This is a genomic window from Pseudaquabacterium terrae, assembly GCF_013266755.1.
In the GTDB taxonomy this organism is placed as follows: Bacteria; Pseudomonadota; Gammaproteobacteria; order Burkholderiales; family Burkholderiaceae_C; genus Pseudaquabacterium; species Pseudaquabacterium terrae.
This window is the reverse complement of sequence record NZ_JABRWJ010000002.1, coordinates 74,781-97,993: the sequence shown is the minus strand read 5'-3', so window position 1 is coordinate 97,993 and position 23,213 is coordinate 74,781. Positions and strand designations below refer to the sequence as shown.

General features: G+C 70.7%; 20 protein-coding genes. 19 read left to right on the top strand and 1 reads right to left on the bottom strand.

Annotated elements, in window-relative coordinates; genetic code table 11:
• Positions 1 to 24 precede the first annotated feature (24 nt).
• From HLB44_RS05615 to HLB44_RS05530, 18 genes are all read left to right on the top strand, one after another.
• Positions 25 to 660, top strand: a complete 636-nt coding sequence (locus HLB44_RS05615) for a DUF3540 domain-containing protein (protein WP_173121546.1) — start codon at positions 25 to 27, stop codon at positions 658 to 660.
• Positions 661 to 678: 18 nt separating this feature from the next.
• Positions 679 to 1,071: a DUF4150 domain-containing protein gene (locus tag HLB44_RS05610; RefSeq protein WP_173121544.1), complete on the top strand. Its 393-nt coding sequence runs from the start codon at positions 679 to 681 to the stop codon at positions 1,069 to 1,071.
• Positions 1,068 to 1,505: a hypothetical protein gene (locus HLB44_RS05605; RefSeq protein WP_173121542.1), complete on the top strand. Its 438-nt coding sequence runs from the start codon at positions 1,068 to 1,070 to the stop codon at positions 1,503 to 1,505. The genes HLB44_RS05610 and HLB44_RS05605 overlap by 4 nt, the downstream gene beginning before the upstream one ends.
• 72 nt (positions 1,506 to 1,577) lie before the next feature.
• On the top strand, positions 1,578 to 3,869 hold the full coding sequence (locus HLB44_RS05600) for a type VI secretion system Vgr family protein (protein WP_217283550.1): 2,292 nt from the start codon (positions 1,578 to 1,580) through the stop codon (positions 3,867 to 3,869).
• Between the two features lie 2 nt (positions 3,870 to 3,871).
• Complete coding sequence (locus tag HLB44_RS05595; RefSeq protein WP_173121540.1) at positions 3,872 to 4,348, top strand: DUF6484 domain-containing protein; 477 nt, start codon at positions 3,872 to 3,874, stop codon at positions 4,346 to 4,348.
• An 18-nt stretch (positions 4,349 to 4,366) separates the two neighbouring features.
• Positions 4,367 to 4,828 (top strand): DUF4150 domain-containing protein, encoded by a 462-nt coding sequence (locus HLB44_RS05590; RefSeq protein WP_173121538.1) that lies wholly within the window; start codon positions 4,367 to 4,369, stop codon positions 4,826 to 4,828.
• The gene (locus HLB44_RS05585) at positions 4,785 to 5,969 is read left to right on the top strand and encodes a hypothetical protein (RefSeq protein ID WP_173121536.1); all 1,185 of its coding nucleotides are present in this window, start codon (positions 4,785 to 4,787) and stop codon (positions 5,967 to 5,969) included. Before HLB44_RS05590 ends, HLB44_RS05585 begins: the two co-directional genes overlap by 44 nt.
• Positions 5,970 to 5,983: 14 nt before the next feature.
• A complete protein-coding gene (locus tag HLB44_RS05580; protein WP_173121534.1) occupies positions 5,984 to 6,760 on the top strand; it encodes a hypothetical protein in 777 nt (258 codons plus the stop codon).
• Between the two features lie 3 nt (positions 6,761 to 6,763).
• Complete coding sequence (locus HLB44_RS05575; RefSeq protein WP_173121532.1) at positions 6,764 to 7,345, top strand: imm11 family protein; 582 nt, start codon at positions 6,764 to 6,766, stop codon at positions 7,343 to 7,345.
• A 19-nt stretch (positions 7,346 to 7,364) separates the two neighbouring features.
• Positions 7,365 to 8,135, top strand: coding sequence for an Imm49 family immunity protein (locus HLB44_RS05570; RefSeq protein ID WP_173121530.1), 771 nt, complete (start codon positions 7,365 to 7,367; stop codon positions 8,133 to 8,135).
• A 5-nt stretch (positions 8,136 to 8,140) separates the two neighbouring features.
• Positions 8,141 to 9,181 (top strand): DUF2169 family type VI secretion system accessory protein, encoded by a 1,041-nt coding sequence (locus HLB44_RS05565; RefSeq protein ID WP_173121528.1) that lies wholly within the window; start codon positions 8,141 to 8,143, stop codon positions 9,179 to 9,181.
• Positions 9,178 to 10,509 (top strand): hypothetical protein, encoded by a 1,332-nt coding sequence (locus HLB44_RS05560; RefSeq protein ID WP_173121526.1) that lies wholly within the window; start codon positions 9,178 to 9,180, stop codon positions 10,507 to 10,509. The genes HLB44_RS05565 and HLB44_RS05560 overlap by 4 nt, the downstream gene beginning before the upstream one ends.
• 42 nt (positions 10,510 to 10,551) lie before the next feature.
• Positions 10,552 to 10,731: a hypothetical protein gene (locus HLB44_RS05555; protein WP_173121524.1), complete on the top strand. Its 180-nt coding sequence runs from the start codon at positions 10,552 to 10,554 to the stop codon at positions 10,729 to 10,731.
• A 207-nt stretch (positions 10,732 to 10,938) separates the two neighbouring features.
• A complete protein-coding gene (locus tag HLB44_RS05550) occupies positions 10,939 to 13,263 on the top strand; it encodes a serine/threonine-protein kinase (protein WP_173121522.1) in 2,325 nt (774 codons plus the stop codon).
• A gap of 154 nt (positions 13,264 to 13,417) precedes the next feature.
• On the top strand, positions 13,418 to 16,060 hold the full coding sequence (locus HLB44_RS36720; protein WP_217283549.1) for a serine/threonine-protein kinase: 2,643 nt from the start codon (positions 13,418 to 13,420) through the stop codon (positions 16,058 to 16,060).
• Positions 16,061 to 16,165: 105 nt separating this feature from the next.
• Positions 16,166 to 18,037: a protein kinase domain-containing protein gene (locus HLB44_RS05540; RefSeq protein WP_173121520.1), complete on the top strand. Its 1,872-nt coding sequence runs from the start codon at positions 16,166 to 16,168 to the stop codon at positions 18,035 to 18,037.
• 11 nt (positions 18,038 to 18,048) lie between these two features.
• The gene (locus tag HLB44_RS05535) at positions 18,049 to 19,134 is read left to right on the top strand and encodes a polysaccharide deacetylase family protein (RefSeq protein WP_173121518.1); all 1,086 of its coding nucleotides are present in this window, start codon (positions 18,049 to 18,051) and stop codon (positions 19,132 to 19,134) included.
• Positions 19,131 to 20,027 (top strand): tetratricopeptide repeat protein, encoded by an 897-nt coding sequence (locus tag HLB44_RS05530; protein ID WP_173121516.1) that lies wholly within the window; start codon positions 19,131 to 19,133, stop codon positions 20,025 to 20,027. Before HLB44_RS05535 ends, HLB44_RS05530 begins: the two co-directional genes overlap by 4 nt.
• On the opposite strand, the gene HLB44_RS05525 is transcribed toward HLB44_RS05530, so the two are convergent.
• Positions 20,011 to 20,871 (bottom strand): LysM peptidoglycan-binding domain-containing protein, encoded by an 861-nt coding sequence (locus HLB44_RS05525; protein ID WP_173121514.1) that lies wholly within the window; start codon positions 20,869 to 20,871, stop codon positions 20,011 to 20,013. The two genes, HLB44_RS05530 and HLB44_RS05525, sit on opposite strands and share 17 nt — an antisense overlap.
• Before the next feature lie 317 nt (positions 20,872 to 21,188).
• Here HLB44_RS05525 and tagH point away from each other — a divergent pair, with 317 nt between their 5' ends.
• Positions 21,189 to 23,207 carry a type VI secretion system-associated FHA domain protein TagH gene (gene tagH, locus HLB44_RS05520; RefSeq protein ID WP_173121512.1) on the top strand — a complete coding sequence of 673 codons (2,019 nt, stop codon included), beginning with the start codon at positions 21,189 to 21,191 and terminating at the stop codon, positions 23,205 to 23,207.
• Positions 23,208 to 23,213: the final 6 nt, after the last annotated feature.

Sequence of the window (23,213 nt, the reverse complement as noted above, 5' to 3'; positions counted from 1 at the left end):
ACCGAATACCAAAAGGAGCACTCCATGGGCGCCCATGACCTGAACCTCGCCGCCGAAGCCACCGGCCGCTTTCACGATGCCGTCGGCGCGCAGGCGCTGGCGGTCAGCTTCAGTGCGGAGGTCGAAGCCGTGGAGGCGGACGGCCTGACGTTGCGCGTGCGCACCGGCAGCCAGCGATTCAGCGCCCAGCCGGCCTTCAGCTGCCTGGTCGAGCCGGCGCCGGGCGACCGTGTCGCCTGCTGGCGCGCCGCGCTGCCCGAAGGGGGCGACGCCGTGCACATCGTCGCGGTGCTGGCGCGGCCCGACGCGGCGGCGGTGCAGCGGCTGAAGCTGGCGCCGAAGGCCGAGGTGGTGGCGCAGGACTTCACGCTGCGCACCGACTCGGCATCCTTCGTCTACCGCTCGCTGCAGACGATCGGCGAGCTGTGCCGCGCGACGATCGGCCAGCTGCGGATCGCCGGCGCGTCGCTGTCCACGGTCTTCGACCAGCAGACCCACCATGCGCGCCAGCACCAGCGCACCGTCGAGGGCATCGACGCGGTGAAGGCGCAGGTGATCGACCAGCAGGCCAGCGAGCTCTTGCACCTGCAGGCCGAGACCATGCTCGCCAACGGCGAGCGCGTCGTGAAGGTGCGCGGCGCGCAGATCCATTTCGGCTGACCCTTCGGAGACCGCATCATGTTCGCCAATACGCAGATGATGGGCATGGACATGGGCTTCCCCGATGTCTGCCTGACGCCGGTGCCGGCGCCGACACCGATCCCCTACCCGAACATCGCGATGGCGCCGATGGCCGTGTCCTTCGTGCCCTTCGTGCTGACGATGTGCATGCCGACGCACAACATGTCGACGCTGATCCCGATGACCAACGGCGACAACGCCGGCGTCTCGATGGGTGTCGCCTCCGGCACGGTGATGGGTCCGGCGCGTCACGTCACCGCGTCCTTCACGACGCTGGTCGGCGGCATGCCGATGACGCGGCTGACCAGCGTGTCGATCGGCAACAGCACCAACGTACCGGGCGCGCGGATCGTGCCGAGCCAGCCGATCGTGCTCGTTCTCGCCCCGTGAGCAGGGTGGTCTGGGGCGTCCTGCTGGCAGTGGTCGGGCTCGCGCTCGGCCTGTGGGTGGCGGCCCGCTTCGGCTTCGTCGGCACCCCACCGCCGCTGCCGGGGCCGCTGGCCGAGCTGCAGGCGCACCTGCGCCAGCAAGGCATTCACACCGAGGGGCGCCTGGTGCGGCGCGGCCCGTGGGACCGTGTGCACCAGCATGCGCGCTTCGAGCTGCTCGGCCGGGGCGAGCGCGCCTTCTTCGTGCTGTGGTGCCACTCGCCGGAGATCGCGCAGCAGCACCTGCAGCGCCTGCGCGCCATGCCGTCGCCCAGCCTGCCGCAGGCCAATGGCGAACTGGTCGCGTACTTCACCGACTGGCCGGCGGATGAGCCGCTGACGCGGCAGGTGCTGAACGCCTTCACCGGCTTTGCGGCGGCGCCGGCGCGGCGCTGATCACGTTCGGCCGCCGGCCCTCGGCGGGTGCATGACTTTCGGCGCTGTCCGCGTCCGGGTCGATACCGGACCATGCCCCACATGCCGACGACGCCGATCACGCTCACGAGCCCCCTGCCCGACGGCGACCTGATGTTCGACTCGATGAGCTACGCCTCGGGCTTGAGCATGCTCGAGGAGCTGCAGCTGAACCTGCTGAGCGAGAAGGCCGACATCGAGCCTGACAAGCTGCTCGGCCAGACGGTGAACCTGAAGATCGAATTGCGCGACGGCGAGCAGCGTCACATCTGCGGCTATGTCGCGCGCTTCGGCATGGGGCGCCACCAGGGCCGCTACCACGGCTACCGCGCCGAAGTCGTGCCCTGGCTGTGGTTCCTGACGCGCACCGCCGACTGCCGCATCTTCCAGGAGATGACCGTGCCGGAGATCGTCGAGAAGGTCTTCGCCGACCATGACGCGATCGCCTCCTACGAGCTCAAGCTGACCGGCAGCTACCGCAAGCGCGACTACTGCGTGCAATACCGCGAGACCGACTTCAACTTCGTCAGCCGGCTGATGGAGGAGGAAGGCATCTACTGGTACTTCGAGCATGACGAGGGCGCACACAAGCTGATCATCGTCGACGAGACCAGCGCACACGCCGCGATGCCCGGCTACGAGAAGCTGCCGTACTACGCCAACACCGGCCAGCTGTCGCCGGACGTCGACTTCATCTCGAACTGGAGCTTCAGCCGCGGCGTGCGCACCGGCAAGGTCGTGCTGCGCAGCTACAACTTCGAGACGCCCTCGACCAACCTCGAGGTGAGCCGCAACTTCGGCCGCGGCCACGATCAGGCCGAGCACGAGCAGTTCGACTACCAGGGCGACTACCTGAAGAAGCCCGAGGGCCAGCACCTGGCCGACATGCGCATCGACGAACTGCAGACGCGGCACGAGCAGCTCGGCGGCATCAGCAATGCGTATGGCCTGGCCAGCGGCCACCTGTTCACGTTGACGCGGCATCCGCGCGAGGACCAGAACGCCGAGTACCTGTGCGTGCAGGCCCAGGTCAGCGCGCAGGTCAACGGGCTCGAGGCCGGCAACGATGCCGGCGACTATCAGTGCAGCTTCGCGGCGATCCCCTCCGGCCAGCAGTTCCGCCCGCCGCGCCGCACGCCGAAACCCTTCGTGCAGGGCCCGCAGACCGCCATCGTCGTCGGCCCGGCCGGCGAAGAGATCTTCACCGACAAGTACGGCCGAGTGAAGGTGCAGTTCCACTGGGATCGCCTGGGCAAGAAGAACGAGACCAGCTCGTGCTGGATGCGGGTGTCGTCGCCGTGGGCCGGCAAGAGCTTCGGCTTCATCCAGATCCCGCGCATCGGCCAGGAGGTGGTCGTCGACTTCCTCGAAGGCGACCCCGACCAGCCGCTGATCACCGGCCGCGTCTACAACGCCGAGCAGATGCCGCCGTGGGAGCTGCCGGCGAACATGACGCAATCGGGCGTACTCACCCGCTCGAGCAAGGGCGGCGCCTACGGCAATGCCAACGCGCTGCGCTTCGAGGACAAGAAGGGCGACGAGCAAGTCTGGCTGCATGCCGAGAAGAACCAGGACATCGAAGTCGAGAACGACGAGACGCACTGGGTGGGCCACGACCGCACGAAGACGATCGATCACGACGAGACCGTGCACGTCAAGCACGACCGCACCGAGACCGTCGACAACGACGAAACGATCACGGTCCACCATGACCGCAAGGAGCGGGTCGACAACGACGAGACGATCTCGATCGGACGCGACCGCACGATGGTCATCGAGCGCGACAAGTCCGAGAAGGTCGAGCGCAACAAGAAACTGCACATCGTCGGCAATCATTCCGAGAACATCGACGGCGCGATGAGCGTCGTGATCGGCAAGACCCTGACCGAGACGGTGCTGATCAACTACGCCGAGACAGTCGGCGGCGCGATGGAGCTGACCGTGGGCGCGGCGCTCGCCATCACTGTCGGCGCGGCGATGTCGGAGAACGTCGCCGGCACGAAGTCCGAGTCGATCGGCGGCAGCAAGACCGAGAGCATCGGCTCGAACAAGACGCAGAGCGTGGGCAAGAGCCTGACCGAGTCGGTCAAGGAGAATCAGACCGTCACCGTCGGCAAGGACTTGAACGAGACGATCGAGGGCCAGCACCGAGTCGAGGTGAAGAAGGACGCGACGCTGAAGGCCAAGAAGGTTCAGATCACCGCCGACGACGAGATCAGCTTCAAGACCGGGAGCGCCGAGATCGTGATGAAGAAGAATGGCGACATCACGATCAAGGGCAACAAGATTACGGTCAAAGGCAGTGGCGACGTCATCGTCAAGGGCAGCAAGATCGCGGAGAACTGACCATGAAGCGCAGCAATGCCCTGATGAACATGCCGCCGTCGGCCGACTGGGGCACGCCGATGTGCGTCGGCCAACTCGTCGAACTGCGTGACGGCCGCCCGCTCGTCCGCCATGACGGCGCCCCTGCAGAGCCGGTGTTCGCGCGTGTCGTCGATGATGCGCTGGCGGATGCCGCCGCCGGTGCGACGCTGCTGCTGTTCCTGGAGGACGGAGACCCGCTGAAGCCGATCGTCGTCGGCCAGGTGCGCGACACCGTGACATCGGCACCCGCGGCACCTGCGCTGCAGGCGCCGGGCCGCGCCCTGGTGCTGGACCTGGATCGCATCGTGCTCGAAGGCCATGACGAGGTCGTGCTGCGCTGCGGCCAGGCTTCGATCACGCTGCGCGCGGACGGTCGGCTGGTGATCAAGGGCACGCAGCTGGTCAGCCGGGCGAGCGATACCAACAAGATCCGCGGCGCGTCGGTGCAGATCAACTGAAGCGGCGAACCGGCCAACATGCCCGTCACCGTCGGCGTCAATTTCATGTCGGTCGTGCATGCAGGCAGCAACGGCGTCACGATGGCGTTCCCCGACGTCTGCAAGACGCCGGCTCCGCCCGCGCCGCCGATACCGATCCCCTACCCGAACATCGCCAAGTCCTCGGACACGGCGCAGGGCGCGAAGACCGTGAAGTGCGACGGCAATCCGGTGTGCGTGAAGGACTCGAACTTCATGGTCAGCACCGGCGACGAGCCCGGTTCGCTGTTCGGCGTCGTCTCGAACAAGGTCAAGGGCAAGGCCGAGTTCGTCAACTTCTCGTTCGACGTCAAGTTCGAAGGCAAGAACGTGCCGCGCGCACTGGACCTGATGCTGCACAACGACAAGAACACTCCGCCGTTTCCCGTGATCCAGGGGCCGGTCATCGCGATGGGCGATGACAAGGGCGACTGCTACTACTGTGGCAAGCCGCTCAATTGAAGGCGGCGGCGTACTCGTCGCCGCTGCCGGCATGGTCTGCGCGCTCGGCTACGACGCCGCGTCGGCTTGCGCGGCAGCCCGGGCCGGGTTGAGCCGCGCCGCCGTTCTGCCGCACTATCGCGCGCGCTCGGGCGTCGAAGGCGACGAGGAAGCGATCATCGGCCACGCCGCAAGCCTGTTCACCGCAGGCTTCGAAGGCGAAGCGCGCCTGCTTCGCCTGCTGCAGGGCGCGCTGGCCGATCTGCTGGCCGGGGCACTCGATCCGGCACTCTGGCTGCGTCGTGTCGGCCTCTACGTCGGCTTGCCGGACCCGATGCGCACTGCCGGCGGGGTCGCGCTGATGTCGGAGCCCCCGGCCGGTGCAGGCGAGGACGATGACCCGCCGGAGCCGGAGGAGCTGGCACGCCGAACGCCCGCCGCCGTGACGGCACGGCTGCTCGACCAGGCGCTGCGGCTGGCGCACTGGCCGGGCGCGCCGATGCGACGGCACCTCAGCACCGGTGGCCAGTGCGCCGGCGCGGAGCTGATCGCCGCGGCGGCGAACGACATCCAGCAGCGCAGCGTGGACGTCGCCGTCGTGCTGACGGTCGATTCCCTGCTTGACGAAGACACGCTGACGTGGCTGCATCACACCGGGCGCTTGAAGTGCGACGCCGCGCCCGCAGGCTTGCAACCCGGCGAGGCCGCGGTCGCGCTGGCCCTGTTGCCGGCACAGGACGCGGCAGCAGCGCCCGACGAGGCGCTACGCCTCATCCGCCTCGCGTTCGACAGCGAGGACAAGGCGCAGATCGAGGGTGAGGTCTCGAGCGGCGAGGCACTGGCGCGGGTGGTCGATGCGGCGCTCGCACGACCCGCCGACGGGGCGCCGTGGCTGTTCAGCGACCACAACGGCGAGGTCTACCGGGCGAACGACTTCGGCTGCGCGCTGACGCGGCTGCGCGCCGGCCATGCCGGCTTTGCCGCTCCGATCGTGTGGTATCCGGCGCTGTCATTCGGCGACACCGGCACGTGCGCTGCACCGCTGGCCATCGCCATGGCGCTGCAGGCGCGCTCGCGCCGCTATGCGCCGGCCGACAGCGCGCTCGTGTGCTGTGCCGCCGACGGTCGTGGTCGTGCAGCGCTGCTGCTGCAGCGCCTCTGAGCGAAGGAAGGACGATGGCAGGCGACCACGACCGGGGCAAGCGCGAAGGCCAGTTCTGCGCCGTGCCGGCGAACCCCAAGTGCGATGACTGTCCGGGCAGCAAGACCTACATCGAGGTCTGCAAGCCGACCGACTGGTTCGGCCACACCTTCAAGCGGCTGGTCAAGGCCAAGGCCGGTGCATTCACGTTCGACAAGAAATACGAGGCGCATCACATTCTGTGCGTCGCACCGGTGTCGGAGCATCTGGTCGCACTGCCGGCGATCGAGAAAGTCATCCGCCAGACCAAGTGGTGCATCAACAACGCCGACAACATGATCGCGATGCCCTTGTGGGGCCACACCGTCAAGTGGTATTGCACGATCACCGCCGCCGGCGGATCGGCCGCCGCTGGCGTCGATGCGCCGCCGTTCGCCAACATTCCGCAACATGACTACGACCACAACTGCAAGGAAGGCTACACGTACGAGATCGAAGTGGAATGCAAGAAACTTGCGGATGCCATTGAAGAGTCCGGGCATGCACTGAAAGGCGAGAAACTCGAGGGCAAGTTGAACAAGCTGTCCGGTCAGTTCCGTACCGAGTTGTCGACGCGCGGCAACCGCAAGGAGGGCACGCACAATGCCTGGGCATTGGGCGGCAAGGAGCCTCCTGATCCGCAGTGGTGCCACCCGTTCTCGATGGCCTCGGACAGCAAGGTATCGACGAAGGGCTTTCCCGCACGCAATTTCAATGAAGCGGTCGCCAAGTGGATCAAGCGCATCGCGACCGCGATTTCCCATGGAGCCTAGAACGTGACTGCCGAGTATGTGATCTGGAAGTACGTGTCCGTGCCGCACGCCTGTGTGCTGAACAAGCTGACCGGGCTGGAGAAGCAGTTTCGGCTGCGTCGCGGCGTGCCGCTGCAGGCCGACTTTCCGGACGACGTCGCCTTCCACATGCACCCTGACTTTCCGAATGACCTGGTGCTGGCGGACAACGTGCTCAACATCAACCAATCCAACGTCGTCTCGCCGCGGCTGCGCGACTTCCTGGCCGGGCGGCAACTCCCGAGCGTGGAGTTCCTGCCGCTGAAGATCATCGACCACAAGGGACGCGGCGCGGGCAACTACTTCATCGTCCATCCCGTCGATCCGATCGACTGCATCGATCGTTCGCAATCGGTTTTCGAGGAGAGCGACCTCGTCGAAGGTGCCATCGACTCGATGTCCAGGCTCGTGATCGATCCGGCGCGCATTCCGGCCGGCCGGCCGCTGTTCAAGCTGCAGGCGTTCTCCGACATCACGCTGGTACACCGCGACCTGACGGCTGCGATCGACCAGCAGGGCTTCAGCGGCATCGGCTGGACAGAGATCGCGAACTATCCGGAGAAGTGAGCGTCCGTACGGCAATCGCATGAAGCTCGCCGACTACCTCGAGATCGTGGCCTACGACATCGGGTTCTGGCTGACGGCATTCCAGAACCCGTCGTACCCGACCGCCGATCTCGGCGAGGCCTGCATCGACGTCTGCGCCAAGCTGCGCGCGGCGGCGATCATCGCGCTGCTGTCCCGGACGAGCTACGACACCTTTGCGCACAACCTGATTCGCAGCGGGCGATGCCGCGTGTCCTACCTGCAGCGCGTCAGGCAGACGGGGCAGCCTGACCATCACCAAGCCTCGGCGCGCATCGATGCCTTTCTGGACGCCGTGGCGGCGGGCGACTTTGCACTCGCGCGCGACATTGCGTCGCTCTCGCCGCGCGATTGGCGGCCCGGCCACGAGTACGAGGACGACTGGTGTCATGCCCAGATCGCTCATGCCCTCCTGGCACCGCTGCAGGACGTGGGCCGGATCCAGTCGCTGTTCCAGCGCTGGGAGCAGGTGCTCGACGGCCAGCCAGAGGCCCGCGTGCCGGTGCTGCGCGCGCTGGCCGACCGTGATGCCGCCGCCTTCGATGCCGCATTCGAAGCGCTGCTCGATCAGCGCACGGCGCAGATCGACGCTGAACGCGCACGTGCGCGCATCGAGGAGCCGGCCTTGATCGCCGGCCGGCAGATCTTCGTCGAGGGCCTGGCGATGCTGCGCATCGCGGTGCAGCTCGGATTGCCGACGCAGCGCGAGTACCGCTACTGCCCGTCGGTTGCGCGCCAGGGCACCGCGCCGCCGCTGGCACCGGAGTGGTGACCGGCATGCCGCACCCCGCGCTGCTGAATTCGACCGGCCTCGTTCTGACGCCACTCGCGCTATCCGACGAAGAAGGCGTACCCCTGGTGGTGCCGCTGATCCAAGGCACGTGGCACATCGGCGTCGGCGGCGAGTTGCGCTGGCTGGAACGCCAGCCGGAGCCGGCTATCAGCGGCGAATGGTGGGGCGATCCGGCCGTGGCCAGCATGCGGCTGGAGCCGCAGGTTGCGTTCGTCAAACCCGTCGGGACCGATGTCGTGCTGCTCGGCCATGCCCACGCACCGCATTCCGGCGCGACCGAAGGCCAGGTCGGCGTACGCGTCGGGCCGGTGCAGAAGGTCGTTCGCGTGGTCGGCGACCGGCGGCTCGTGCGGCGCATTGCCGGCACGGCGGTCACCGCGCCGCGGCCATTCGAGCGCATGCCGCTGCGTTACGAGCGCGCTTTCGGCGGCTGGGATCGCCGCCATGCCGACCCTGACCGCCACCGCTGTGAACCTCAGAACCCCGTGGGCGTTGGCTTTCACGATGCCTCGCTGCCGGCGCCGGAAGACGCCGCGCTGCCGAACTTCGAAGATCCGGCACATCCGTATACGGGTTACGGCGACAAGCTGCCTCCTGTCGGATTCGGCTTCATCGCGCCGAATTGGCAGCCCCGGATCGCACTCGGCGGCACCTATGACGAAGCGTGGTCCAAGACCCGCAAGCCACTGTTGGCACGCGACTTCGACCGCCGCTTCTTCAACGCCGGCTCGCCCGGCCTGGTCACACCGGGCCACCTGCGCGGTGACGAGACGGCTGTCGTGATCGGTGCAGCGCCGGAAGGACGCGTTGAATTTCGTCTGCCTGCGCGCGCCACGCCCGCTTGCTGGGTCGAGACCCGCGCACGCCGGCGGGTGGCGCTGGTGCCGCAACTCGACACCGTGCTCATCGACATGGACCTGCGGCTGCTGACATTGACGTGGCGCGCGCACATGCCAGCGCGCAACGGTCTGCACGACGTGCGCTCGATCGAGCTGCAGATCCCTTCGGCGCCGGTGCACCCATGACCACGTCGCTGCGCAGCTTTCGCATCGGCCTCTACGAGGAGCATCTCGAGGAGATCGGGTTCCTGTACGCGCAGGCACACGCACTGCGCCGGGCGCCCGCGCAGTCCTGGACCACGGCCGGGGACTTCGAGCAGCGGCTTGAAGCGCACACCGACGCACTGGTGGTCGGCGGCAGCCTGGCGCTCGAGGTGTGCGCGGCGCATGCTGCGGCCGACGACGCGGGTGAGCTCTTCGGCGTGGCCTGCGTGTTCGGTCGGCGCGCCGAACCATCGCTGTTCTCGCGCGTGCTCGACTCCGCCCTGCCTGGTACGCCGGAACACTTGCGCGCCATCGCCGATGCGCTGTCACTCGAGTTGCCGCAGACCTGGCAGCCCGGCTGTGTGCGCATGCTCGGCGATGGCGACGAGCGGCTTGAGCCAATGCTGGCGGTGGTCGCTGCGCGTCGACGGTTGACGACGGACGGCGCGCTCCTGACAGCGCTGAGGCGCGGCCGCCGACCCCACCTGCCCGCGCTGCTGTGGGCGGCCGGACGATCCACAGAAGCCGGGCTACCGGCCCTGCTGCAAACGCACTACGTGGAACCCGAACCGATCTTGCGAATCGCGGCGCTGCGCTCGGGGCTGCGGCTGCACGACCCCCAGGCCGCTGCGCTCGCAGCCGACGATGCCGAGCTTGCGGCACTGGCGGGCGGCCGCCGGTTGGCACTGGCCTGGGTGGAGCAACTGCGGGGGGCCGACACGCCCTTGCGCGTACCCATCGCGCTCGGAATGCTCGGCGAGCTCTCGGCGGTACGGCCATTGGTGGCGCTGCTCGAGCACGAGCCACTGGCCGATGTCGCGGCCCAGGCGCTCTTCGTGATCACGGGTGCGCCGCTGTTCGAGCAAACCCTCGTACCCGAGTCGGTCCAGGAGGATGAGCTGACCGACGGCGAGCTCCGGCGCTGGCGCAACAGCGGCGAAGCCCCACGCCGCGCTGACGGCGAGCCCTTCGGCGAGCGGGTGCAGCGCCTGTCCCGCAGCCCCGTGGCTTGGGGTGAATGGCTGGCCGAGCATGGCGGGCAGTTCAGTGCGGGCCAGCGCTACCGGCTCGGCCAACCCTGCACGCCGCTGGTCATGCTGCAGGCCCTGCTGGTCGGGCTGCCAACGCTGCCGTGGCGCGAGCTGATGATCGACGAGCTGCAGGCACGCCACGGCATCGATCCCGGCCTCGACATCGATCTGCCGGTGGCGTTTCAGCGTGACCGCCTGACAGCCGCGGCGGCACAGGCCCAGGCCTCGACCGCTCGACCGGGCGCGTGGTATCACGCGAAGGCCGAGCTACAGGGCTGATTGCCGCGCTCGCTGCCGCGCCCCTTCGCCGGTCGCATCCCCTTGCCCACGATCGACACGGCATGGCTCTTCACGTTGCTGGGCAGCGGCCTGTTCGTGCTCGGCGCAGTGCGCTGCCTGCGCGACCTGCGGCTCCGACCGCCCGGCATCACCTGGATGACAGTCGGTGCCATATTCATCCTGATGTCGGCCTTCCTGCATAGCGGCGTCGGCCAGGGGTGACTTTCGGCGCTGGCCCGCCGCCAGCCGCCCGCCGACCATGCGGACCATTGCAATCGTCGGAATGCCCCCGGGGCACCCGCTGGTCATGCCCTTTCCGATCACCCTGACCTCACCGCTGCCGGCCACCGGGGCCACCGCGCGGCCCTGGTTCGCCACCCGGCGCAGCACCTGCCACTGACCCCACCACCACAACCGCCGAGCGCCGCGATGCCGGCTCCGACCCGCCTGGGCAAATATCAGATCCGCCGCGAGCTCGGCAAGGGCGCGATGGGCGTCGTCTACGAGGCCTACGACCCGGTGATCGACCGCCGCGTGGCGATCAAGGTGATCCGCCAGGACGAGCTCAACGCCGCGCAGGCCGGCGAGCTGATCACCCGGCTGAAGCGCGAGGCGCAGGCCGCCGGGCGCTTGAGCCACGCCGGCATCGTCTCGATCTACGACTTCGGCGAAGACGCGACGATCGGCGGCGGGGCGGTGGCCTTCATCGCGATGGAGCTGATCGACGGCCGCGAATTGCGCGAGCTGTTCGACGGCGGCCAGCGCTTCAGCCCCGAGGACAGCGTGCGCATCCTCGGCGAGATGCTGGGCGCGCTGCAGCATGCGCACGAGCGCGGTGTCACGCACCGCGACATCAAGCCGAGCAACGTGATCCTGATGCACGACGGCAGCGTCAAGCTGGCCGACTTCGGTGTTGCGCGCATCGACACCTCCGAGCTGACGCAGACCGGCACGATCATCGGCACGCCGATGTACATGTCGCCCGAGCAGCTGCTCGGGCTGCCGGTCGACGGGCGCTCGGACCTGTTCTCCTGCGGCGTGCTGCTGTACGAGATGCTGACCGGCCACAAGCCCTTCAGCGGCAGCGTGACAACGGTGATCCAGAAGGTGCTCAACGAGCAGCCGTCGCCACCCTCGCAGGCCAACCCGGCGCTGAGCCCGGCCTGGGATGCGGTGCTCGCGCGTGCGCTGGCCAAGAAACCTGAAGCGCGCTTTGCAAACGCGCGGGCCATGGCCGAAGCGCTGCGCGCGGCGCTGGCGCAGCAGCGCGACGACGCGACGGTGGTGCAAGGACCGGCCGCGGCCGCGACGGCGCGGGCCGCGCGGCGCAGCCGCACGCCCCTGCTCGCCGCCGGCGCTGGCGTCGCACTGCTCGGCGTGGTGGGGGCCGGCCTCTACGTCGGATCGCGGCCGGGCGAGCGCCCGGCGCCGCCCGCCTTGGCCGCGTCAGCGGTGGCACCGGCGGCAGCGGCGGCGTCGACGCTGGCGATGCAAGTGCCCGTGCCCCCCGCGCCCACGCCCACGCCCACGCCCACGCCCGCGCCCGCGCCGGCACCGGCACCGGCGCCGGTCGTGGTCGCGTCGGCGGCACCGGCACCGGCGCCTGCTGCGGCATCGATCGCCCGCGCCGCGCCGCCACCGCAAGCCGCCGCATCGCGACCAACTCCTGCAAGAGCCCCCACACCCGCACCCTCGCCGGCCCCCCCCCCCGCCCCCAAGCCCGCCCCGACACCGGCACCGCCGCCGGCAACGAGCCCGCCGCCGCCGGCACCGCCCCCCGTGGCAGCGACGCCCGCGCCGGCGGCACCCGCCGCCGAGTGGGTCCGCCGCGCAGCGCTGCTCGAGCAATCGCGCAGCACCACCACGCTGCGCGCCGCACTGGCGCTGCTGCTCGGCCCGCTGAACGCCGAGGAACGCATGGTGATTGCGGAGTTCGAGGCCGCACTGCTGCGGCGCCCGACGCACATCGCGCTGGTGATCGGCGCCAAGGACGGCCACGCGGTCTATTCGTGGCTGTCGCAGGCTGCCAGCGCCGAGGCAGCGATCGATGGCGCGCGCAAACGCTGCTTCAACCGCTTCGGCGTGACCTGCCGGCCGGCGCTGGTCAATGCCGAGCTGCGCCGCGAAGCCCTGGCGGCCACGGCCGCCGAATTCCGGCGGCCGGTCGCCGAGGTGCGCAGCATGCTGCTGCCTTTCCTGGCCGCAAGCACGCAGGCGATGCGCAAGGAAGACAGCGCCGCCGCGGCAGCGAGCGCCGTCGCCGCAACCGCACCGAAGACCGCGAGCAGCCCGGCTTCCGCTTCGGCTTCCGCTTCGGCTTCCGCTTCGGCGCCCGCGCGCGGCAGCTGGGAGCGCCCCATCGCCAGGCTGCGCGCGCTGCCCGCATCGACCCCGCTGGCGCAGGCGCTGCAGACGCTGCTGAACGCCGAAGACGCCGACGAGCGCACGCAGCTCGAGCGGCTGCAGGCCGAGGTGCGGCGCCTGCCCTGGAACAGCGCGCTGGCGATGGGCATCAACAAGGAAGGTTTCCTCGGCTACAACTTCGCGCAAGGCGAACGCCGCGCCGACTGGGCCGAGCAGGCGGCGCAGGCGCGCTGCAGCGCCTGGTCGACGGTGCGCTGCGTGGTCGTGATGAGCAATGCCGATCTGCGCAGCGAGGCCCTGGCTGAGCTCGCCGGCCGCCTCGGCGCGCAGCGGACGCCCGCCCAGGTGCGCGAGGCCTTCGTGCGGCTGGTGAAGAGGAACGTCCGCTAGCGGCGGCCGCCCCCCACAGCCGAAAGTCATGTCGAGCGGCGAAATGCGTCCCCAGCGTGCGGTTCGGCGCCTGGCGTCGATTGCCACGACCGCACCGCCTCGGCCATGATCGGGGACGAGGCGCCTTGTCCGGCGCCAACGCAGCACCAGCACGATGCCGATTCCAACCCGCCTGGGCAAATACGAGATCCGCCGCGAGCTCGGCAAGGGCTCGATGGGCGTGGTCTATGAAGGCTTCGACCCGCTGATCGAGCGCGCCGTCGCGATCAAGGTGATCCGGCCCGATCAGCTCGGGCCGCAATCGCACGAGCTGATGGCGCGGCTCAAGCGCGAGGCGCAGGCCGTCGGCCGGCTCAACCATCCGGGCATCGTCGCGATCTACGACTACGGCGAGGACGCCAGCGTCGGCGGCACCAGCGTGGCCTTCATCGCGATGGAGCTGATCGACGGCAAGGAGCTGAAGCACTACTTCGACAGCAAGCACCGTTTCCTGCCCACCGACGTCGCCCGCATCATGGGCGAGGTGCTGTCCGCGCTGCAGCATGCGCACGAGCGCGGCGTCACGCACCGCGACATCAAGCCGAGCAACGTGATCCTGCTGCGCAACGGCAGCATCAAGGTCGCCGACTTCGGCGTCGCCCGGCTGGATAACTCGCAATTGACGCAGGCCGGCACGATGATCGGCACGCCGATGTACATGGCGCCGGAACAGATCCTCGGGCTGCCGGTCGACGGCCGCTCGGACCTGTTCTCCTGCGGCGTCGTGCTCTACCAGTTCCTGACCGGCGAGAAGCCCTTCACCGGCTCGGTGACCTCGGTGATGCAGCGCGTGCTGCACGACGACCCGGCGCCGGCGACCCAGCTCAACGCGACGCTGAGCCCGGCCTGGGACACGGTGTTGCGCAAGGCCATGGCCAAGAAGCCGGCCGACCGCTACCAGACCGCCTCGGCGCTGGCCGACGCGATCCGCGCCGCCGCGGCGGTCAAGGGCGACGAGGCGACGGTCGTGCTGCCGACCTCGAAGTCCGGCTCGGCCGGCGGCACGATGGGCACGGCCGGCACCCACGGAACACTCGGCACGGCGGGCCTCGGCAGCGCCGGCATGGCACCCGTCGCGCCGGCCACGCGGCAGGCCGCCACGGCGAGCGACAACAGCATCGACCTGCTGATCGGCGAAACCACGGTGCCGCCCGCCGGCGGCGGCAGTGGTCTGCTGCCACCAATGGCCACCATCGGCACGGCCGACGCGACGCATGCCGGCACCTCGGCGGCTGCCGGCACGGCCGCCGCCGCCGCAGCGGCCGCCGCGGCGTCGGCCTTCGGCCGCACCCAGATCGCACCACCGCGCGCCGGCACGGCGGGCGGCTCGCCACCGGCCAGCGCCGCGCCGCCGCCCGCGCGAGCGCCGGCAGCGGTGCCCGCGCCGCCGCCGGACAAGCCCGGCGCGCCCAGCTGGCGGCCGCCGGGTGCCGCGGGCGCGGCCAGCAGCGCGGCAGCAGCCGCTCGGTCGCGCTCGAAGACGCCCCTGATCGCCGGCGCCGGCGCGCTGATCGCCGTGCTGCTGTTCGCCGGGATCTGGTGGGCGCGCTCCGGCCGCACGCCCGAGGGTGGCACGGTTTCGGGCGGCGCCAGCGCGCCGACCGTCACGCCGCCGGTGGCCACCGTCCCGCCGGCGCCTGCACCGCTGCCTGCACCCGCACCGGCGCCTGTCGAGCCGGCGCCTGCACCGCCGCCAGTGCTCGCGCCCGCCCCGCCGGCGGTCGCGGCAACGCCTGCACCGCCGGCGGCAGACCCGTCGCTGGCCAGCGCGCCCGCGCCGATCAGCGCGGCACCGTCCGCGCCCGCCGCCGACTTCTCGGCCGACTGGCGCAGCCGCATCGCCCGACTCGAAGCGGTGCGCACGACGCTGGCACCGTCGGCCGCGCTGGCGCTGCTGCTCGACGCCAACAGCAACGACGAACGGCGCATCGGCAACGACCTCGACACGATGCTGAAGTCGCGCGCGCCGAACAGCGCGTTCGCACTCGGCGTCGCCGACGGCCACCTGCGCTTCAACTGGCAGGTCGCCCGCCCGACGCCCGCGGCGGCGCAGGATGCCGCATTGAAGCGCTGCCGCGAGCTCGCCGGCCCCGCCGGCGGCTGCGCAACGGTGGTGCTCAACGGCGAGCTGCGCCGCGACAGCCTGCTCGAGGTGGCGCGCCTGCTCGGCCCGCAGAACGTGCCGACGGTGCGCGGCCGCTTCCTGCGCACGCTCGACCGGGCGCTGGCCGATCAGCGGGCAAAGGATCCGCCGCAGGTGGTCGCGGCGCCCGAGCCGACCCGACCGGCCCCGGCGCCCACCGCGCCGGCGCGGCCCGAACCGGCCGCGCGCCCGGCCAACGAATGGGCCGACGCGATCGCGCAACTGCGCGCCAACGAGTCCCGGCTGAACCTCGGCAACGCCTTCGAGCTGCTGCTGCAGGCCCGCGACCCGGCCGACGTCGAGCGCCTGGCCCAGCTGAACCGGGCCTTCAAGCAGCTGCGCTGGAAGAGTGCGATGGCCGTCGGCGAGCGCGGCGGCGTCATCAGCTTCGGCTTCGGCAGCAATGAGCGCGTCGGCTCGTGGGCCGAGGAGCGTGCGCTGGCCGATTGCAGGAGCGGCAGCAATGCCCCCTGCGTGATCGTCGGCGTCGACGGCAACCTGCGCCCGGGTGCCTTCATCGAGTTCGCCGGCCGCTTGAGCGGCCGCAGCCAGACCCAGGTTCGAGAAGCATTTGTTCGCGACGTTCAGCGCGCATTGCAAGCCGGCATTCAGTAGTTCACTCGCCAGCCGACAATAAGCGGGCGCATACTGCGCCGGCTTGGTCCATCCCGGATCGGCCCGAGTCCTAGCGTGCCCATGAGCTCCAAAGATTCCCCGGCCATGCCCCCGCAGGGCACCGAGCCGCTGACGCCCCCCATCGACGACGAGGACGCCGAAGCGACGCGCGTCGTGACGATCGCGCCGCCCACGCTGGCGGCGGTCGGCTATGAGCCGACGATGGTGCTGCGCTCCGACCAGCGACCGCCCGTGACGGTGACCGATGACGGCCGGCGCGCGCTGACGCTGCCCGGAAGTGCCGGACGGTCCGAGGGCACGGTGCAGGAGATCGGCCGCTACCTGATCCGCGAGCGCCTGGGCCGCGGCGGCATGGCCACCGTGTTCAAGGCCCATGACCCGACGATCAACCGCGACGTCGCGATCAAGTTCCTGCACGCCTCGCTGTGCGCCGACGATGAATACCGCTCGCGCTTCCTGCGCGAGGCGCGCGCCGCGGGCGGCCTGTCGCATCCGAACATCGTCGTCGTGCACGACGTCGGCGAGATCGAAGGCCGGCCGTACATGGCGATGGAGCTGATCGAAGGCGTGTCGCTGGCCGACGAGATCGAGAAGCACAAGGTGATGCCGATCCGCGACGTCGTCGTGATGGGCATGCAGCTGGCGCGCGCGCTCGACTACGCGCATGGCCGCGGCATCGTGCACCGCGACATCAAGCCCGGCAACATCATGCGGGTCAAGGCCAGCCAGACGATCAAGGTCACCGACTTCGGCATCGCCCACATGGACGAGATCGGCGACGGCCAGCACACGCGCGTCGGCGACGTGCTCGGCACGCCGCAGTACATGTCGCCCGAGCAGACCAACGGCGAGAAGCTCGACGGCCGCTCCGACCTGTTCTCGACCGGCATCGTGATGTACCAGATGCTGACCGGCAAGCGGCCGTTCCGCGGCGACAGCCTGGTCGCGGTGGCCACGCGCATCGCCAACGAGGAGCATCCGCCGATCAACAAGCTGCGGCCCGAGGTGCCGGCGTCGCTGCGCCGCGTCGTCGACCGCTGCCTCGCGAAGCAGCCGGGCAACCGCTTCCAGACCGGCCGCGAGCTGTCCGACGCGTTGGCCAAGGTGCTGGCCGAGCTCGACGAGATCGCGCGCGAGAAGAACCGTCCGCGCATCGTTCCCTTGCGCCTGAAGTGGGCGGCCATGATGGCGGCGATCGTCGCCGTGGTGATGGGCTTCACCGCGGCGCTGATCACGCAGCGGCAGTACACCGCGATGATGGGCCAGGTCAGCGACTACGGCGCCTCGCTGGCGCGGATGATCGCGCAGCAGAACGCCGCATCGGTGCTCGGCGACGACTGGGAGGCGGTCGACGTCGCGGTGCAGGAGATCATGAAGACGCGCAATTTCGAGCGCGTCACGGTGATCGACCTGGGCGGCATCGTGCGCGTCTCCAGCCTGCCCGCGCTGGTCGGCCAGCCGTACAAGGCCGAGACCGCCGAGGCGATGGGCAAGGTCCGCGGCTCGATCGCCGCATCGCGCTACCAGGTGGGCGGCAGTCCGGTGCTCGGCTTCGATGCGCCGATCACCTTCCAGGACAAGGAAGTCGGCCGCGTCGCGCTCGGCATTCCCGAGGAACCGCTGACGCAGGTGGCGCGGCTGTCGATCTCGCTGATGGTCGTGCTGGCGGTGGTCACGGTGGCGGCGGTCGCGATCGCGATGTACTTCGTCGCCAACTGGTTCGCCAAGCCGATCCGGCTGGTCGCCGATTCGATGGCCGAGATCGGCAAGGGCCGCTTCGACCACCGCATCAACGAGCAGCGCAAGGACGAGTTCGGCGAGCTCTACGTCGCCTTCGACCAGATGGCCCAGGCGCTGCAGGACCGCAACGCCGCGGGCATCGACACGCCGTTGCCACCGACCTCGATCGGCCGCGGCGCGGCCGCGTCGAGCGGCCGCGACGCTTCCTCCTCCTGAGCGGCGGTCCGATGGCCGTCCGTGTCGGCGCCGCCGCGTGCGGCAGTTTCGTGAGCCTCGCGCTGCTGGCCGCCTGCGCCGGCCGCGCGCCGGCGCCGCCCGCCGCGGCCGAGCCGCCGGCGGCACCAGCCGCGCGCGCGCAGGGCCGCGCGGCGACGCCGCCGTTCCCGCAAGCGGCCGGCGAAGTGATCGGCCGCGGCGAGCGGCTGCTGATCTACCTGCCGCACGACGGTGACCAGCTGCCGGCGATCGCCGCGCGTTTCCTCGGTGACGCCGACAAGCACTGGACGATCGCCGAGGCCAACGGTGTGCCGCGCGCCGAGGCCGGCCAGCCGCTGATCGTGCCGCTGCAGCCGCTGAACCCGACCGGCGTGCGCAACGGCGAGCTGCAGACCGTGCCGATCCTGTGTTATCACCGCTTCGGCGCCGGCGGCGCGAAGATGGTCGTCTCGCCGGCGAATTTCGCGGCCCAGCTCGACTGGCTGGCGCGCAACGACTACCAGGTGCTGAAGCTGTCGCAGGTGGCGGGCTTCCTCGCCGGGCGCGAGCCGCTGCCGCGCCGTTCGGTCGTCATCACGATCGACGACGGCTATGAGTCGGTCTACCGCCACGCCTGGCCGCTGCTGAAGAAACACGGCTTCACGGCGACGCTGTTCGTCTACACCGACTTCATCGGCGCTGCCGACGGCCTGAGCTGGGCGCAGCTGCAAGAGATGGCGGCCTCGGGCGTGATCGACATCCAGGCCCATTCGAAGACCCACCGCAACCTGACCGACCGCAGCGCCGGCGAGAGCGACGAGCGCTACCGGCAGGCGATCGAGACCGAGCTGCGCGCGCCACGCGAGCTGCTGGAAAAGCGGCTCGCCGCAGCCAAGGTCAAGGTGCAGCAGTTCGCCTATCCGTTCGGCGATGCCAACGACGTGGTGCTCGACGCGATGAGCCGCCAGCGCTACCAGCTCGGCGTCACCGTGCAGCCCGGCGGCAATGCCTTCTTCAGCCAGCCGACGCTGCTGAAGCGCACGATGATCTTCGGCGATCTCGACCTCGATGGCTTCAAGTCCAAGCTGCAGATCAGCCGCAGCGTGTCCGCGCCATGAGGATCTGGTGCACCGTCACCGCGCTGCTGGCCGTGCTGCTCGCCGCCTGCGGCAGCGCGCCACCGGCGCCGCCCGCGGCGGCCGGCGCACCGGCACCCACTGCAGCGCCGGCGCCGGCGACCACCGGCGGCGTCGAGGCCTTCGAGCGCCGCCAGCGCGCGAAAGCCGATGTCGCGGCACGCCAGGGCCGGCTCGGCGAGGCGGTGCTGGCCTGGGAAGCGCTGGTCGCGCTGCGCCCGGAGCAGCGCGACTACCGCGAGCGCCTGGCTGCCATGCGCGCGCTGGTGCAGAGCACGCTGGCCGAACGCCTGCCCAAGGCCGATGCCGCAGCCAGGCGCGGTGATTCGGACGGCGCGACCCAGCTGTACCTGAGCGTGCTGGTGATCGACCCGCAGCACGAAGGCGCCGCCGACGCATTGCGCCAGCTCGAGCGCGATCGCAACAAGCGCCAGCCGCCCGGAGCGCGCTTCGCCCGGGAAGCCTCGGCGCGCCGCACGGCGGCCGATGCCGCGGCGCGACCGCCGACGTCCAAGCCCGTGCCCGCGTCGGCCGCACGCGCCGACGCCGACCGCAATGCCGTCGAGCATGCCTCGATGCTGGCCGGGCAAGGTGAGCTCGACGACGCGATCGCGCTGCTGCAGGCGCCCGCCGCCGGTCAGCGCAGCGACACGCCGGCGGCGCGCAAGCTGCTGGCGGAGCTGCTGGTGCAGAAGGCCGAGCGCATCGCGACCACCGACCGCCCGGGCGCCATCGCCGCGCTCGAACGCAGCCTGCAGCTCGATGCGGCGCAGCCGACCGTGCGTCAGCGCCTGCAGCTGCTGCGCGAGGGCGGCACGCTGCCCGCGCCGGCCGTGCCGCTGCGCAAGCCGCTGCCCTTCACTTCACCTTCGTGAGCTTTTCCTTCAGGTCGATCGCCTTCTGGCGTTCGAGCTGCGCGGTGCGGTTGTTCGGGTCGAGCTCGAGCACGCTGTCCCAGGCGCGGATCGCGCCGTTGAGGTCCTGCTTCGCGAACGCCGAGCGCGCCGCGCGCGTGTGGCGGGTGATCGCCTCGGTGCGAGCACGCGCCGCCTTGTCGGCTTCGGCCGCAGGATCCGGCGCCGTGGGCGCCGACGCAGCGGGCGTGGGCGCTGGCGGCACACGCGGCGGCGCCGTGGCCACGGGCGCGGGCGCCGGCGGCACCGGCGCGGCCGGAGGCGGCGCCTTGCCCGGCACGCGGATGACCTGGCCACCGGCCAGCTGCCGCGGCACCTTGATGTCGTTGTAGCGCGCCAGGATGTAGAACTGGTGCACGTCGTTGAGGAAGCGCTGCGCGATGCGCGACAGCGATTCGCCGGGCTGCACACGGTAGCTGAAGGACTCGCGTCCGAGCATCGCTACCGGATCGTCCTTGATCTGGCGCATCAGGCTTTGCGCGAGCTTGTGGCCCGGGTCGCTCTGCAGCACGCGCTGCAGCTCGGCGGCGGCCTGGTCTTCATGGCCGGCTTCGAGCAGTTCGATGGAACTGGTGACGGCCTTCTGGATGGCTTGCGGCGACAGCGGCGCGGCGGCCGATGAGGGGGCACCGGTGTCGGACGGCGCAGTGCCCGGCGCGGGGGCCGGGCCACCGCCGGGCGCCGGCGCCGCGGGTCGTGGAGCGGGGGGAGCGGCGCCGCTGCCCGGCGGCTGGGCGCAGCCCGCCACCAGGCCGACGCCCACCAGCAAGGCCGTCAGCCGACGGAGATCACAGCGGGAAGTCATCTTTTGTTGCTCACCTGAACGGTCCGAGGTCCCAGGCGAGCCGGCCGGCCAGCCCCACAACGAGGGGCGGCGCGCCGCGCCGCTATGGCGCGCAACCCATTGAAATGAATTATCGGCCAGCGAAGCAGCCGGCAACAAGCCGAACGACCGTGCGCAACAGCTCGAAACACGTCGGCGCAACACGCTCATGCAAGGGGGAGTGAAGTCCACCACGGCGGGGATGACTTTCGGTCATTGCTCTCGCCGATGCCACCGCCGACGATGGCCTGCCCCGAAGAAGGCGGACCCCGCTGCCGGGCACCCATCCCACACCGGCCATGACCCTCACCCTGCTCGCGGTGTCGCTCAACGAGCAGCCGCTGACCCAGCCGATCACGGCCTGCTTCGATGCCAGCGGCGGCACCATCGGCCGCGCCGACCACAACACGATGGCGCTGCCCGATCCGGAGCGCCACATCTCGCGCCTGCAGGCCGAGATCATCGGCACCGGCTCGCAGTACCTGATCAAGAACGTCGGCGCCGCGAACCCGATCATCATCGGCAACCGCACGCTGGTCCAGGGCGACAGCACGCTGCTCGCGCACAACGACCAGGTGCGCATCGGCGGCTACCTGTTGCAGGTGGTCGTCGATGCGGAAGACGGCGCCGACATCACCCGCGGCCGCGCGGCGATCGCCGCGGCCGAGCCGACCGCGCTGCGCAGCAATGCCTGGCCACGCGAGCCGTCGACGCCGCCGCCGGTCAGCACGCCGCGCCCCGGCGCAGCACCCGCCGGCCTGTCGGACATCGCCACGCCGCTGTCGAGCAGCAATCCCTTCGCCGACCTGATCGGTGGTCCACCGGCCGCCGCACCGGTCGCAGCGCCGCCGGCATTCGCGCGGCCGGCGCCGGGCACCAAGGTGTCTGGCGACACCTTCGCCGACTTGATGCCGGCACCGGCGGGCATCCCGCGCAGCTCGCAGGCGCTCGGCGCCGCGATGCCGGCGCCGGCACCGGGCGGCAAGCTGCCCGATGACTTCGACCCCTTCGCCGCACCGCACGCGGTGCGGCCGGACCCGTTCGCCCCCGCCCCGGCGGCGCGCAGCGGCAGCGGTGGCGCCTTCGACGATCTGATTCCGAGCGCCCCGCCGTCGTCGCTCGACGATGTCTTCGGCCTGCGCCCGGCCGCCGCGTCGGGCGGCAGCCACGATCCGCTGGCCAACTTCATGGCCGGTCTGCCGGCCGGTGGGGCCGGAGCCGGCGCGCCGGTCCCGGCCGGACCGGGTGGACTGTCGGTCGATCCCCTGGCGCTGTTCGGAGGCAGCGATCGGCCGGCGCCGGCCGCCGCGCCGTCGGCGGCCAACCACACGCCCGACCTGATGGCCGGCTTCGTACCGCCGCAGGTCGTGCCGCCGCCGGCGCGGGCACCCGCGCCGCGCGCGGTGCCCCCGGCGCCCGAGGTTGCGAACCCGGTGCTGCCGACGCGTTTCGATTGGCAGATCAGCCCGCCGCCACCACCGATCACCACGCCGGCCGCACGCATCGAGCCGGAGGCGCCGCCGGTTGCGGCGTCACCGCCGGTCGCCGCGGCGGCGGTCGACTTCGACTTCGGCGAGGTGCGGCCCCCCGCGCCGCCGATGGCGCCACCGATGGCCGCGCCGCCGTTCGCCCCCCCGGCGCCCGCAGCCCATGCACCGACGCCGCAGCCGCCCGCGGCCGCGCTGCCGCCAGCGGCGATGGCGCCGGGTTCGGCCGACACCGACGCGTTGTGGCGCGCGTTCTGCGAAGGCGCCGCGATCCCGCCCGAGCTGTTGCCGGGGCTGACGCCGGCGCTGATGCGCGAGGTCGGCGGCGTGCTGCGCGCGGCCATCGAAGGCACGCTGCAGCTGATCGCCGTGCGCGCCACCACCAAGCACGAGCTGCGCGCGGCGGTCACCGTGATCCAGGCGCGCGGCAACAACCCGCTGAAGTTCTCGCCCGACGCCGCCACCGGCATCGAGCAGTTGCTGAGGCCGACGATGCGCGGCTTCCTGGCCGGACCCGCGGCGATGACCGACGCGATGAACGACCTGGTCGGCCACTCGATCGGCACGGTGGCCGGCATGCGCGCAGCGCTGGACGGCATGCTCGGCCGCTTCGCGCCGCAGCAGCTCGAATCCAAGCTCGTCGGCAGCTCGCTGCTCGACAGCGTGCTGCCGATGAACCGCAAAGCCAAGCTGTGGGAGCTGTACCTGCAGCACTTCGAAACGATCCGCGACGAGGCGCAGGAGGACTTCCACAACCTTTTTGGCAAAGCATTCCTGGCGGCCTACGAGCAACAGCTCGAACGGCTGAAGCGCAACAACGGCGGCGGCTAGGGCTCA

Coding starts and splice junctions, on each gene's coding strand:
- HLB44_RS05615 (WP_173121546.1), top strand. CDS start 25: ATGGGCGCCCATGACCTGAACCTCGCCGCCGAAGCCACCGGCCGCTTT.
- HLB44_RS05610 (WP_173121544.1), top strand. CDS start 679: ATGTTCGCCAATACGCAGATGATGGGCATGGACATGGGCTTCCCCGAT.
- HLB44_RS05600 (WP_217283550.1), top strand. CDS start 1,578: ATGCCCCACATGCCGACGACGCCGATCACGCTCACGAGCCCCCTGCCC.
- HLB44_RS05595 (WP_173121540.1), top strand. CDS start 3,872: ATGAAGCGCAGCAATGCCCTGATGAACATGCCGCCGTCGGCCGACTGG.
- HLB44_RS05590 (WP_173121538.1), top strand. CDS start 4,367: ATGCCCGTCACCGTCGGCGTCAATTTCATGTCGGTCGTGCATGCAGGC.
- HLB44_RS05585 (WP_173121536.1), top strand. CDS start 4,785: ATGACAAGGGCGACTGCTACTACTGTGGCAAGCCGCTCAATTGAAGGC.
- HLB44_RS05580 (WP_173121534.1), top strand. CDS start 5,984: ATGGCAGGCGACCACGACCGGGGCAAGCGCGAAGGCCAGTTCTGCGCC.
- HLB44_RS05570 (WP_173121530.1), top strand. CDS start 7,365: ATGAAGCTCGCCGACTACCTCGAGATCGTGGCCTACGACATCGGGTTC.
- HLB44_RS05565 (WP_173121528.1), top strand. CDS start 8,141: ATGCCGCACCCCGCGCTGCTGAATTCGACCGGCCTCGTTCTGACGCCA.
- HLB44_RS05560 (WP_173121526.1), top strand. CDS start 9,178: ATGACCACGTCGCTGCGCAGCTTTCGCATCGGCCTCTACGAGGAGCAT.
- HLB44_RS05550 (WP_173121522.1), top strand. CDS start 10,939: ATGCCGGCTCCGACCCGCCTGGGCAAATATCAGATCCGCCGCGAGCTC.
- HLB44_RS36720 (WP_217283549.1), top strand. CDS start 13,418: ATGCCGATTCCAACCCGCCTGGGCAAATACGAGATCCGCCGCGAGCTC.
- HLB44_RS05540 (WP_173121520.1), top strand. CDS start 16,166: ATGCCCCCGCAGGGCACCGAGCCGCTGACGCCCCCCATCGACGACGAG.
- HLB44_RS05535 (WP_173121518.1), top strand. CDS start 18,049: ATGGCCGTCCGTGTCGGCGCCGCCGCGTGCGGCAGTTTCGTGAGCCTC.
- HLB44_RS05530 (WP_173121516.1), top strand. CDS start 19,131: ATGAGGATCTGGTGCACCGTCACCGCGCTGCTGGCCGTGCTGCTCGCC.
- HLB44_RS05525 (WP_173121514.1), bottom strand. CDS start 20,871: ATGACTTCCCGCTGTGATCTCCGTCGGCTGACGGCCTTGCTGGTGGGC.
- tagH (WP_173121512.1), top strand. CDS start 21,189: ATGACCCTCACCCTGCTCGCGGTGTCGCTCAACGAGCAGCCGCTGACC.